The following is a 12368-nucleotide window of genomic DNA, read 5'->3' as shown; positions in this document are numbered from 1 at the left end:
CGCACCCGCGAGGGGTTTTTTCGTTTTCCGGCCCGCACCCCGGCCGGGACGGGACGCGCGGGATGATGGGGGCAAGTGGAGCCAGATCGTCCGGATCCGCTCATCCGACAGGAGTCAGACCAGCATGACCACCAAGGCCAAGCCCACCGACGACAGCTTCCACGTCTTCGACACCACACTGCGCGACGGGGCCCAGCGTGAAGGCATCAACCTGACGGTCGCGGACAAGCTGACCATCGCCCGGCACCTGGACGAATTCGGCGTCGGCTTCATCGAGGGCGGCTGGCCCGGCGCCAACCCCCGCGACACCGAGTTCTTCGCCCGTGCGCAGCAGGAGATCGAGTTCGAGAACGCCGAACTGGTCGCCTTCGGCGCCACCCGCAGGGCCGGCGGCAGGGCCGCCGAGGACCCCCAGGTCAAGGCGCTGCTGGCGTCCGGCGCCCCGGTGATCACCCTGGTCGCCAAGTCCCACGACCGCCATGTGGAACTCGCGCTGCGCACCACGCTGGAGGAGAACCTGGAGATGGTCCGCGACACCGTCTCCTTCCTCCGGGAGCAGGGCCGCCGGGTCTTCGTCGACTGCGAGCACTTCTTCGACGGCTACCGCGCCAACGCCGAGTACGCCAAGGCCGTCGTCCGCACCGCCGCCGAGGCGGGCGCCGACGTCGTCATCCTCTGCGACACCAACGGCGGCATGCTCCCCGCCCAGGTCCACGCGGTCGTCTCCACCGTTCTCGCCGACACCGGCGCCCGGCTCGGCATCCACGCCCAGGACGACACCGGCTGCGCCGTCGCCAACACCCTCGCAGCCGTCGACGCGGGCGCCACCCACGTCCAGTGCACCGCCAACGGCTACGGCGAGCGGGTCGGCAACGCCAACCTCTTCCCCGTCGTCGCCGCGCTGGAACTCAAGTACGGCAAGAGCGTCCTCCCCGACGGCGCCCTCGCCGACATGACCCGCGTCTCGCACGCCATCGCCGAGGTCGTCAACCTGACGCCCTCCACCCACCAGCCCTATGTGGGTGTTTCCGCCTTCGCCCACAAGGCCGGACTGCACGCCTCCGCGATCAAGGTCGACCCCGACCTGTACCAGCACATCGACCCCGCCCTGGTCGGCAACACCATGCGGATGCTCGTCTCCGACATGGCGGGCCGCGCCTCCATCGAGCTCAAGGGCAAGGAGCTCGGCATCGACCTCGGCGGCGACCGCGACCTCGTCGGCCGGGTCGTGGAGCGGGTCAAGGAACGCGAGCTCAAGGGCTACACCTACGAGGCCGCCGACGCCTCCTTCGAACTGCTGCTGCGCGCCGAGGTTGAGGGCCGCCCCCGCCGCTACTTCCGCACCGAGTCCTGGCGCGCCATCGTCGAGAACCGTCCCGACGGCACGCACGCCAACGAGGCGACCGTGAAGCTCTGGGCCAAGGGCGAACGGATCGTCGCCACCGCCGAGGGCAACGGCCCGGTCAACGCCCTCGACCGGGCGCTGCGGGTGGCTCTGGAGCGGCTCCACCCGCAGCTCGCCAAGCTGGAGCTGACCGACTACAAGGTCCGCATCCTCGAAGGCCGCACCGGCACCGAGTCCACCACCCGGGTCCTCATCACCACGGCCGACGGCAACGGCGAATGGTCCACGGTCGGCGTCGCCGACAACGTCATCGCCGCGTCCTGGCAGGCACTGGAGGACGCGTACACCTACGGCCTCCTGCGGGCCGGCGTCGAGCCCACGGAGTGACCGCCGGCGGCGGGCCCACCACGCGCTCGCGGTGGGCCCGCCGCCGCCCGTACCGGAGGGCGGGGCGCCGCGCCGCGGGTGCCGGGCGGACGCCGCCGGACTGCCCGTCACCCGGGGCCCGGACGGCAGCGCACGAGCGGCCCGCCCGGGTTAGCTTCGAAGTATGCGGAATGGACGGTTCCTGTCCCTGTCGGCCGGTCTGCTGCCGATCCTCGCGGCGGCCGTCCTCGGCACGGCACCCGGTGCGCCCGCGACCACCGGTGCCGCCGAGGCCGGCTCCACCGCGGCCGGTACGTCCGTCGCCGGCTCCTCCACCGTCCGCGCCGCCACGGTCCAGGACGTCGCGCAGGCGCTGCGCAGGAGCCCGGTGTACGTCGACCCGGCCGCCGCCGGACAGCTCTCCCCGGCCCAGGCGGCCGCGCTCACCAGGAAGATCAAGGACGCCGACAAGCCCGTGTTCGTGGCGGTACTGCCCCGCACCGCGGCGTTCCCCGAGCAGAACCTGCTGGCCACCCTGCGCACCGACACCGGGATCACCGGCGTCTACGCCGTCCGCCTCGGCGACGGATTCGACGCGGGCGCCGACCCGCAGGTGATGCCCACCCGGGCGGTCCACAACCTCACCGCCGCGGTGAAGGCCCCCGGCACGGGCACCGACGCCGCGACCCAGCTGAACGCCTTCGTCGACCGGGCCGTCGAACAGGCCCGCGGCCGTGCCCCCGCCTCCTGGGGCGGCCCGGCCGGCGGCGGAGGACCGTCGTCCACCGCCGCCCTGATCGTGGTCGGCGGGGTCCTGGTACTGGGCGGCGGCACGGCCTACGCGGTCGTCCGCCGCAACCGCAGGCGCAAGGAGGAAGAGGAACGCGCCGCCCTCGAAAAGCTCCGGGTCGTCGTGGACGAGGACATCACCGCCTACGGCGAGACCCTGGACCGACTCGACTTCCACCCCGCGGAACCGGGCGCCGACGACGCCATGCGCGCGGACTACGAACGGGCCCTGGACTCCTACGAGACCGCGAAGACCCGCATGTCCGGGGCCCGCCGTCCGGCCGACGTGCGCGGGGTCACCCGGGCCCTGGAGGACGGCCGGTTCTCCCTGGCCGTCCTGGAGGCCCGCCGCACCGGCCGCGAACCGCCCGCCCGCCGCCCGCCGTGCTTCTTCGACCCGCGCCACGGCCCCTCGGTCGCCGACCTCCGGTGGTCCCCGGCCGGTGGCGCGGCCCGGGAGATCCCGGTCTGCGCGGCGGACGGGGCCAGGCTGCGCGCGGGCGAGGAACCGCCCGGCCGCACCGTCGACACCGGGGACGGCCGACGCCGCCCGTACTGGGAGGCGGGCCCGGCGTACGGCCCCTGGGCGGGCGGCTACTTCGGCGGCGGGCTGCTGCCCGGACTGCTCGTCGGCACGATGCTCGGCTCCATGCTGTCGAGCCCGGCGTACGCGGCGCAGTACGGCGGCGGCGACTTCGGCCCCGGCGACTGGAACGGCGGCGACTTCTCCGGAGCGGACTTCGACTCCTCGGGCTTCGACGGAGGAGGTTTCGACGGCGGCGACTTCGGAGGAGGTGGAGGCTTCGACGGCGGCGGGTTCTGAGCCGTCCACCGGCGGCCTCTCGTACGGATGTGATTCGTGCTAGACCTGGAGTTATGTCTGGTATTGGCCGATTCCGGGCGTGGCTGGAACGGTCCACCCGGCAATCACAACGGCATGAGGGGGGACGCCCGGACCGAGCCGCTTCCGCGCCGACCGGGCGGGGCCCGGCACGCCGCTCCCGGGGCGGCGGACTGCGTTCGCTGTTCACCGTGCGCACCGTGGCCGGCCAGGTCTTCTGCCTGGTGCTCGCCCTCGTCCTGCTCCTCGTCACGGTGGGCACGGTCGCCCTGTTCGTGGAGGGCCGCCGGGACAGCATGGAACAGGCCCGCGCCCGCACCCTGAGCGTCGCCGAGGCCTTCGCCAACTCGCCGGGCATCGTACCCGCGCTGGAGAGCGCGCACCCCACCGCGATCCTGCAGCCGCGCACCGAACGGGTCCGCGAGCGGACCCACGTGGAATACGTCATCGTCGCCAACACGCACGGCATCCGCTACACCCACCACGACCCCACCCTGATCGGGAAGCACCTCATAGGCCCGTACCAGGCGGCGCTGGCCGGACGGAGCTACACCCGGACCTTCATCGGCCCCAACGGGCCCACCGTCAGCTCCGTGGTGCCCGTGGAACGGCCCGACGGATCGGTCGCCGGCCTGGTGGCCGTGGGAATCACCATCGAGACGGTGAACAGCGCGGCGGACCGCTCCATCCCGCCGAGCATGGCGGTCGCGGCGGTCGCCCTCGCCCTCACCACGGGCGGCGCCGCCCTGCTCAGCAGACGGCTGCGCCGCCAGACCCACGGGCTCGAACCGGCCGAGATGACCCGCATGTACGAGCACCACGACGCGGTGCTGCACGCGGTCCGCGAGGGCGTCCTCATCCTCGGGGGCGACCACCGGCTGACCCTCGCCAACGACGAGGCCCGCCGCCTGCTCGACCTGCCCCCGGACGCCGAGGGCCGGGCGGTCACGGACCTCGGCCTCGCCCCCGACACGGCGGCACTGCTCGTCTCCGGCGAGAGCGTCAGCGACGAGGTGCTGCGCTCCGGCAACCGGCTGCTGGCCGTGAACCTGCGCCCCACCGACGCGCGCGGCGGACCGCCCGGGACCGTGGTGACCCTGCGGGACACCACCGAACTGCGCGCGGTGACGGGCCAGGCGGAATCCGTGACCGAACGGCTGCTGCTCCTCTACGAGGCGAGTGCCCGGATCGGCACCACCCTCGACGTGACCCGGACCACCCAGGAGCTGGCGGACGTGGCCACGCCCGGCTTCGCCGACGCCACGACCGTGGACCTCGTCGGCCCGGCGCCGCCGGGGGAGGAGGCGGCCGTGTCGGCCGACGGGGGACTGGAGATGCGGCGCACCGCCATCGCGGGCCCGGAGACGGGCCGGCTCCTGTACCCGCTCGGCCGGCGGGTCGGCTTCGTGCCCTCCCGGACCAGGGCCGTGCACGTGCGGTGGGACGGGGAAGGGCTGGAGCACGAAGTTGTCACGCTGCTGGGGCGGCGGTACTGGGACTCCGAGCAGGCCAGGGAGCTCCTGGACCGCGGGTTCCACTCGATGATCTCGGTACCGCTGCACGCCCGCGGCGTCATCCTGGGGCTGGTGAACTTCTGGCGCGTGGGCGACTCGGAGAGGTTCGACGACGACGACCTGTCCTTCGCCGAGGAACTGGTGGCCCGAGCGGCCGTCAGCGTGGACAACGCCCGCCGCTACACCCGCGAGCACGAGATGGCCGTGACGCTGCAGCGCAGTCTGCTGCCGCGCGCCGTGCCGGACCAGAGCGCCCTCGACGTCGCCCACCGCTACCTGCCGGCGCGGGCCGGGGTGGGCGGCGACTGGTACGACGTGATCCCGCTGTCCGGCGCCCGGGTCGCGCTGGTCGTCGGCGACGTGGTCGGGCACGGGCTGCACGCCGCGGCCACCATGGGACGGTTGCGCACCGGCATCCACAACTTCTCCGCGCTGGACCTCGCTCCCGACGAGCTCCTCGGCCACCTCGACGAACTGGTCGGCCGGATCGACCGGGAGGAGGCCGGCGACGACGGCGGCGTCGAGATCGCCGGGGCCACCTGCCTGTACGCGATCTACGACGGAGTGTCCGGGAACTGCGCGGTGGCCAGGGCGGGCCACCCCGGGCCGGTGCTGGTCCTGCCCGACGGCACCGTCGAGTTCCCCGACGTCCCGGCCGGGCTCCCGCTCGGCATCGGCGGCATGCCCTTCGAGGCGACCGAGTTCCACGTACCGGAGGACAGCCGTCTGGTGCTCTACACGGACGGTCTGGTCGAACGGCGGGACCAGGACATCGACACCGGCCTGGAGCTGCTGCGCGACTGCCTCGCCGGCCGTGTCCGGACGCCCGAGCAGACCTGCGACGACGTGCTGTCCGCGATGCTGCCCGAGCAGCCGGGCGACGACGTCGCCCTGCTCGTGGCCCGTACCCACGTCCTCGACCCGGACCAGGTCGCGCGGTGGGCGGTGGCCACCGATCCGGCGGCCGTCGCCGGGGTGCGCAAGAAGGTCGCCCAGTGGCTCGCCGACCGGGGCCTGTACGAGGAGGCGTTCACCACCGAGCTGATCCTCAGCGAGCTGGTCACCAACGCGGTGCGCTACGGCGAGGGCCCCATCGAGGTGCGCCTGCTGTACGACCGCAACCTGATCTGCGAGGTCTCCGACACCAGCAGCACCGCCCCGCACCTGCGGTACGCGGCGACGACGGACGAGGGCGGCCGGGGCCTGTTCCTCGTCGCCCAGTTCGCCGAACGCTGGGGCACCCGTTACACGGAGACCGGCAAGGTCATCTGGTCGGAGCAGACGGTCGGCGAATCCGAGGGGGAGGACACGGCGATGGAGGGCGTGTTCGGCGACGCCGTGCTCGGTGACGACTCCTTCGGGGACGACGAGCTCGGCGGTGACCCCCCGGAGCGGCCGGATTCCGGGTGACCGTCCCGCCCCGGGACCGTGCGGGCCGTGCGGGCGGGCGGTGCAGGTGGTGCGGGCGGTACGGGCCGTGCGGGCAGCCGACGCCGAGCGCCCGCCTCCCGTCCCCGGCGGGGAGGGAGAAGCGGGCGCTCTCGGGTCGGCGTGGGGCCGTGCGGGGCCGCGGGGTGTCAGCCCTGTGGTGCGGCGGCCTTGATCGCGGAGATGTCGAAGGTGAGCTTGACCTTGTCGCTGACCATCACACCGCCGGTCTCCAGCGCCGCGTTCCAGGTCAGGCCCCAGTCGGAGCGAAGAATGGTCGTGCTGCCCTCGAAGCCGACGCGCTCGTTGCCGTAGACGTCGGTGGCGGAGCCGTTGAACTCCAGGTCGATGGAGAGCGGACGCGTGACGTCCTTGATCGTGAGGTCGCCGGTGATCCGGTAGTCGTCGCCGCCGAGCTGCTCGGCCTGCGTGGAGCGGAACGTCATGAGGGGGAACTTCTCGGCGTCGAAGAAGTCGCCGCTGACCAGATGGGCGTCGCGGTCGGCGATGCCGGTGTCGATGCTGGCGATCCTGACGTCGATCGAGGCGGTGGAGTTCCCGGGGTCGGAGCCGTCCAGCTTCAGGGTGCCCTCATGGTCGCCGAAGGTGCCGCGCACGTTGGTGACCATGGCGTGGCGCACGGTGAAGCCGATGCTGCTGTGGGCCGGGTCGATCGTGTAGTCACCGGTGAGAGCGGCCAGCGCCGGGTCCACGGCGGGGGCGGCGGCAGTGGCAGTGGCCGGGGCGGTGTTGTTCTTGCGGCTGAACAGAGCCATGGCTCCTCCTCGGGGGACGTGATCGAGCTCGGGGGACGCGATCGGCGGGGTCGAAGTTGTTGTTTAACCTTCAACGAGATCGACTGTAGCGGCATCTAGTTCAAAGTTCAACATCTGGGGTTCGGGCAATTTCGGATCACCCCGGCTCGAGGGGCCGGGCCGTAGTGGGCCGGCAGGCCCGGCGACTGCGAAACAAGGGGCCGGGCAGCCGTGAACGACACCGGAACGATGGGACAACTCCCGCCATGTCTTCGCCTCCCTCTGGCGGACGCGCGTAGAGCTCGGGCAGTATCTGCATGTCTTTGTTGTCATGAACAGGAGGAGTCCCCCCATGGTGTCCCGTATGACACTGCGCCCCGTCCTGACCGCCCTCGCCCTCGTCCTCGGCGTGCTCTTCGCCCCGGGCATCGGCGTCCTCGGCAGCGGCGCCACCCAGGCCCACGCCGTCACCAAGCTCACCCACTCCCAGGCCACCGCCCGGTTCAGCTCCTCCGGGATCACCTGGTCGTCCTCCGGTGGCTGCTCCGACCGCAACATCTCCACCTGCACCTCGTTCGACCAGCTCAACCTGGCCACCGCGCAGGGCGCCCAGACCCTCAAGAGCGCCACGGGCTGCGCCCTGAACATCACCGGCGGCACCGAGACCGGGCACGCCAGTGGCACGTACTCGCACTGGAACGGCTACAAGCTCGACTTCGCCAAGTCGACCTGTCTCACGAACTACGTCCACAACACCTTCACCTACATCGGTGTGCGCGGCGACGGCGCTCCCCAGTACAAGGCGGGCTCCGGCAACATCTACGCCGACGAGGGCAACCACTGGGACGTGACGTACTACAACTGCGGCGGCTGCTGACCTCCGCGCCGCGCGTGCTCGCAGGAGTGCCCCCGTTCCGCCGGAACGGGGGCACTCGTACGTGGGCATGATCATGTCGGCAATGAGCCGGTGGTGAAGACTGCCCGGTCCGGGCAGTGAGCCGGGCGCCATGCCTTGACACGATGCGTTGCCGCCGGACACCGCGCGACGGTGCTGACCCGACGTACCGTCAACTTCCGTGTGGCAGAACGGCACACGAGGGGCCCGGTCGTTCCCGGACCGAGGTAGGTACCCACGTGAGAGCGACCCGTGCGGCACCGGTGGTGGCCGCAGTCGCCCTGGCCCCGGCCCTGCTGCTCCCCACCCCGTCCTCCGCCGCGCAGCCGTCCCCCTCGTCGGCCACCACGGTGACCACCCCGGACGCGGACCCGTACGAGGACTCCTCCTGCGACTCGACGTCGGAGGAGGAACTCCGCTTCGCGACCGCACGCGTCCTGGCGGACCCCGGCATCAGTGACGCCCTGGGCGCGGCGGCCCAGGGGGCCATCGACGGAACCCCGGAGGAACTGCGTCACTTCCTGGAGATCGGCCGGCGCGAGGCGGACGGCCACACCCCGTCGATCTCGGGCTGACCGTCCGCACTGTTCGTCCGCGCCGCCACGGGGGCGGCACGGACGAACAGTGCGGGACCGGTGCCGTGGCGGCCCCCCGCGCCGTCACGACAGCCGACCGGGGGCGCCGCCCCCCGCCCTCGGGCTCAGGCCCTCGCCCCCGTCACCGGCCGACCCGCTTCACCGGCCGACCCTGCTCACTGATCGACCCCGCTCACTGGCCGACCCTGCCGTCGATGCACTCGCGCAACAGATCGGCGTGCCCGCAGTGACGGGCGTACTCCTCGATCCGGTGCACCAGCAGCTCACGGACCGCTGTCCGGTCCTTCCCCAGGCGCTCGCCCAGATCCGGGTGCTCGGCCAGCGCGGCATCGGTCGCCGCCTGCTCGCGCTCCAGATCCGCGTACGCGGCGTCCACCAGGGCCTGGTCGGCGACGGCCTCGTCGAAGTCCGCGTCACGCCTGCCGTACAGCTTCGGCAGCGGTTCACCGTCACTGATCCAGTTGCGCCAGTCCCGTTCCGCCTCGGCCAGATGCCGGAGCAGACCGAGCAGCGACATCGTCGACGGTGGAACCGACCGCCGGGCCAGCTGCTCCGGGTCCAGTCCCTCGCACTTCATCCGCAGGGTCAGTCGATACCCAGTCAGAAAGTCTTCCAGTGTGGCGAGTTCACCGTCCGGACTGGTCCCGTTGTTGTTTCGGGGGTCGTCGTCCGGGTCGGTCCACATGTCGGGGTAGACAGTTGCCCGGGTCCAGCGTGTGGGTTGGTCGTTCATGCGTGCCATGTTCGTCCGCGAGGCCGCGTGCCCGCCAGCGATTTGTGCGCCAGCGATTCGGTACGCGAACGATTTGTGCGCGAAGCGCACGACGGCCGATGGTGTCGATGCGCGTGCGAGGATGAGGCCATGCGGCCGAGGGCCCTTCGGAGAGCGACTGCGGCCCGAACTCGACGCGCCCTACAGGGGAGTTCGGCTGACCGGCAGCCGCCGGCGACGACATGTGCACCGGCGGCGGGACCACCGACCGTCTGGCCGGGATCCCGAACCGGGGCCGGGGGTGGGGCACGGCAACGGCCCGGCAGTGCCTCGCCCGCCGACTCGGGACCGTCAGCCGAACAACCGACGCCGACGGCGAACCCCTCATCCGCCGCCCGACCGGAGACGGCGACACCGTCCTCTACCTCGGCGCCACCGAAGTCCGCCTCACCACCAAGGGCGCGACCAAGTTGAGAGTCGGGCAAATAATGACAGGTCGGCTTTCTTTGGGGGTTCTCGTCCCTTCGGTCTGCTGGTTCGGGGCAATGCTCCTGGTGGTGCGATTGGCTCTGTCTCTCCGATAGTGGGCTTTAACTTTGGTGTTGGTTGCTTGAGGGGGCGGGGCTCAGCTTCGCGGGGCCTTCGGTCATGGGCTGGTTGAACCTAGGTCCACCGCGTCGTCCAAGATGGGCCTGTCGTGCGATGGGGCCGGGCGGAAATGACCGCGTAGGGATGGGTGGAAAGCGATGCGTAACAGGGTTCAGGCGTACTACCGCGAGGAGCATGCAGACGAACCGTCGGTAGTTCGAACCTCTGAGGATGCCGATGTGCTGATCGATGCTCTCGCTACGGGGCCTGAGTTCGAGAACTTGGCCGTTCTGCACAGTTCGGAGCGTGAGCTTCTGCCATCGGGATTTCCGGATCACGAGTTCATGGTCGGTGTCGATGGGAAGCGGCAGGTAGGTGTTCTGAGCTTTGTGGACGAGAAGGACTTCCTCTCGCTCGGTTCCTCGGGGAGTAGGGGGGCGGAGGTTGTCTACTTTGTGGTAGAGAACCCGACGGAGTTTCCCGAAACTGCAGAAATCCCCCTTGCTCTGGTGCGTCAGGCCGCGAAGGAATTCCTTTCTTCCGGAGGGCAGCGTCCGACGTGTGTGCAATGGCAGGAGCCGGAAATCTGGTGATCGGCTGCCCTGGTCCCGTGCCTGGTGGCTCGATGGTGCGGGGACGTAGAGTTCCTGGCCATGACTGTGCTGCGTGGCGCTTCCGTCTTCCTTCGTCCCGCTGTTCGCGAGGACGTTCCCGCCCTGGCTGCCATCCGGGCCACGCCCGAGGTGCGGGCGCGGTGGAGGGGTGGGGACGATCTTGAGGCGGAGGTCTCGGCCGATCTCGAAGACTCCGGCAGTCAGCATCTGACCATCGAGTACCAGCAGAAGATCGTCGGCATGATCCAGTGGTACGCGGAGGAAGAGCCCGACTACCGGCATGCCGGCATCGACCTCTTCCTCGATCCCGCGGTGCACGGCAGGGGATTGGGCACCGATGCCGTACGGACGCTGGCCTGCCATCTCGTCGACGACCACGGTTATCACCGGCTGGTCATCGACCCGGCAGCCGACAACGCGGTGGCGATCCGCTGTTACGCCAAGGTCGGCTTCCGGCCGGTCGGCATCATGCGGCAGTACGAGCGTGGCGCGGACGGCACCTGGCACGACGGCCTCCTGATGGATCTCCTGGCCGCCGAGCTGGTGCGCTGACCGGGCCTGCCCGGCGGCCCGAGCGCCCGCGCTCGCCCCTTGCGAGGGTGCGGGCCGGGGCCGGGTGGCTCAGGCCCCCACCGTCACCGTGAAGCGGCGGGGGTTGCCGTCGTTGGCTGCGCCCGAGACGTCGGGTTCGCCGTCGGGGCGGACGTCGTCGTAGGGGAAGGCGTAGCCGATCGGGGTGTTGGCGTGGACGACGCGGGACCAGTGGTTGGTGGTCGGGTCCCGGTAGTAGTCGGCGGTGGAGGTGCCGTTGGGCTGCTCGGGGTGGGTGAGCATCAGGGAGCGGTTGAAGCCGGAGGCCAGGCGGGCCAGGAGGGCCTTCTTGTCGTCCGGGTCGGCCGGGTTGTTGGCGAACGGGCCGTGGTTGCAGGTGAAGACGTCCTTGGAGGTGGGCTTGGTGAAGGTGTGGCCGCCCTCGAACGTCAGGACGTCCCCGTTCACCCGGCCGGTGCGGACGCCTCGGCCGCCCTGGAGGTCGATGCGCAGGTCGGTGGAGCGGTACTTCTCCCAGACCCGGTCGATGTAGGACGTGAACACGTCGCGGAACGGCATCTCGTCCGGACGGTCGAAGAACGGCGCCATCAGGTTCTGCGGCGAGATCACGCGCAGTACGTCGCCGCCCGCGCCGCGGATCACCAGCTTGTCCCACGGCTGCCCGTCGGTGGCGGCCTGGGCGACGAGGCCGTCCGCGATGCGCTGCACCGCCCCGTCCGGGAGCGGGGCCACGGTGTGTGTCGCGTCGCCGGTCAGCGTCAGGCCGATCGGCAGCGCGGTGACCAGGTCGACGTAGCTGATGTTGGCGTACAGCTGCTGGGGGTTGAAGGTGAACTCGCAGAAGGACCAGGTGCGGCCGTAGTTGGCGTCGGTCGAGGTCGCGAACGCCGGTTCCACCAGGGCGGGGCCGGGGTTGAGGTAGAACGTGAGGGTGTCGTCGCGTACGAAGTAGACGCGGGCGCCGTACATCTGGGGCAGCGTCAGGACCACCGGCGCGCCGCCCGCCCCGTTCAGCGGGATGGCGCAGTCGACCGGCAGCGGGGTCTGCGGTGCGGAGGGGGAGTCGGGGCGGTAGACGCTGCCGTCGGCCCGCAGCAGGACCCAGCGGTCGGTGCCCTGTTCGTGGCCGGTGACGTAGGCGTTGACCCTGCCCGGCAACGAGCGGTTCTCCAGGGCCAGTTCGCAGGTCGTGGGGGCGGCGGAAGCGCTCGGGCCCGGGGCGCTGCCCCAGGCGGGGCGGGTGAGGGCGGTCGCGGTGGCGGCGACGCCACCGGTCAGGAAAAGCCTGCGTGAGATCACGGGGACTCCTGAGATGTGGGGGATGTCCTTCACTCTCGCGAGGGCCGCTCCTGCCGTCAAGACTTATGACTGAG

Annotated in this window: 10 protein-coding genes; 7 read left to right on the top strand and 3 right to left on the bottom strand. The window is 71.2% G+C overall.

Features of this window, described 5'->3' with window-relative positions; genetic code table 11:
- Positions 1-124: 124 nt before the first annotated feature.
- The 3 genes from cimA (at position 125) to ACWCXX_RS22685 (ending at position 6265) form a co-directional block, all read left to right on the top strand.
- Complete coding sequence (gene cimA, locus ACWCXX_RS22695; RefSeq protein ID WP_451129940.1) at positions 125-1732, top strand: citramalate synthase; 1608 nt, start codon at positions 125-127, stop codon at positions 1730-1732.
- Positions 1733-1895: 163 nt separating this feature from the next.
- Complete coding sequence (locus ACWCXX_RS22690) at positions 1896-3323, top strand: hypothetical protein (RefSeq protein WP_451129938.1); 1428 nt, start codon at positions 1896-1898, stop codon at positions 3321-3323.
- Positions 3324-3541: 218 nt separating this feature from the next.
- Entirely contained in the window at positions 3542-6265 is a 2724-nt protein-coding gene (locus ACWCXX_RS22685) for a SpoIIE family protein phosphatase (protein WP_451130054.1), read from the top strand.
- Between the two features lie 167 nt (positions 6266-6432).
- Here the strand turns inward: ACWCXX_RS22685 and ACWCXX_RS22680 are convergent, their stop codons facing one another.
- Entirely contained in the window at positions 6433-7059 is a 627-nt protein-coding gene (locus tag ACWCXX_RS22680) for a YceI family protein (protein ID WP_451129936.1), read from the bottom strand.
- A gap of 331 nt (positions 7060-7390) precedes the next feature.
- On the opposite strand from ACWCXX_RS22680, the gene ACWCXX_RS22675 reads away from it, so the two are divergent.
- Together ACWCXX_RS22675 and ACWCXX_RS22670 are read left to right on the top strand one after the other, a co-directional pair.
- Complete coding sequence (locus ACWCXX_RS22675) at positions 7391-7915, top strand: hypothetical protein (RefSeq protein WP_451129934.1); 525 nt, start codon at positions 7391-7393, stop codon at positions 7913-7915.
- A gap of 257 nt (positions 7916-8172) precedes the next feature.
- Positions 8173-8508, top strand: a complete 336-nt coding sequence (locus ACWCXX_RS22670) for an ALF repeat-containing protein (protein WP_451129932.1) — start codon at positions 8173-8175, stop codon at positions 8506-8508.
- 193 nt (positions 8509-8701) lie between these two features.
- On the opposite strand, the gene ACWCXX_RS22665 is transcribed toward ACWCXX_RS22670, so the two are convergent.
- The gene (locus tag ACWCXX_RS22665) at positions 8702-9262 is read right to left on the bottom strand and encodes a DinB family protein (RefSeq protein WP_451129930.1); all 561 of its coding nucleotides are present in this window, start codon (positions 9260-9262) and stop codon (positions 8702-8704) included.
- A gap of 725 nt (positions 9263-9987) precedes the next feature.
- Between ACWCXX_RS22665 and ACWCXX_RS22660 the strand changes: the two genes are divergently transcribed.
- Both ACWCXX_RS22660 and ACWCXX_RS22655 read left to right on the top strand, forming a co-directional pair.
- Positions 9988-10422: an Imm1 family immunity protein gene (locus ACWCXX_RS22660; protein WP_451129928.1), complete on the top strand. Its 435-nt coding sequence runs from the start codon at positions 9988-9990 to the stop codon at positions 10420-10422.
- 60 nt (positions 10423-10482) lie between these two features.
- Entirely contained in the window at positions 10483-10995 is a 513-nt protein-coding gene (locus tag ACWCXX_RS22655; RefSeq protein ID WP_451129926.1) for a GNAT family N-acetyltransferase, read from the top strand.
- A 69-nt stretch (positions 10996-11064) separates the two neighbouring features.
- Here the strand turns inward: ACWCXX_RS22655 and ACWCXX_RS22650 are convergent, their stop codons facing one another.
- Positions 11065-12294, bottom strand: a complete 1230-nt coding sequence (locus ACWCXX_RS22650) for a glycoside hydrolase family 64 protein (RefSeq protein WP_451129924.1) — start codon at positions 12292-12294, stop codon at positions 11065-11067.
- Positions 12295-12368 lie beyond the last annotated feature (74 nt).

It is taken from the genome of Streptomyces sp. NPDC001732 (assembly GCF_053596315.1).
Note: the sequence above shows the minus strand (reverse complement) of the source record. Positions and strands in the feature narration are given on the sequence as shown.

Excerpts from the sequence above, each read along its gene's own strand:
- cimA (WP_451129940.1), top strand. The coding sequence starts at position 125 with ATGACCACCAAGGCCAAGCCCACCGACGACAGCTTCCACGTCTTCGAC.
- ACWCXX_RS22690 (WP_451129938.1), top strand. The coding sequence starts at position 1,896 with ATGCGGAATGGACGGTTCCTGTCCCTGTCGGCCGGTCTGCTGCCGATC.
- ACWCXX_RS22680 (WP_451129936.1), bottom strand. The coding sequence starts at position 7,059 with ATGGCTCTGTTCAGCCGCAAGAACAACACCGCCCCGGCCACTGCCACT.
- ACWCXX_RS22675 (WP_451129934.1), top strand. The coding sequence starts at position 7,391 with ATGGTGTCCCGTATGACACTGCGCCCCGTCCTGACCGCCCTCGCCCTC.
- ACWCXX_RS22665 (WP_451129930.1), bottom strand. The coding sequence starts at position 9,262 with ATGAACGACCAACCCACACGCTGGACCCGGGCAACTGTCTACCCCGAC.
- ACWCXX_RS22660 (WP_451129928.1), top strand. The coding sequence starts at position 9,988 with ATGCGTAACAGGGTTCAGGCGTACTACCGCGAGGAGCATGCAGACGAA.
- ACWCXX_RS22655 (WP_451129926.1), top strand. The coding sequence starts at position 10,483 with ATGACTGTGCTGCGTGGCGCTTCCGTCTTCCTTCGTCCCGCTGTTCGC.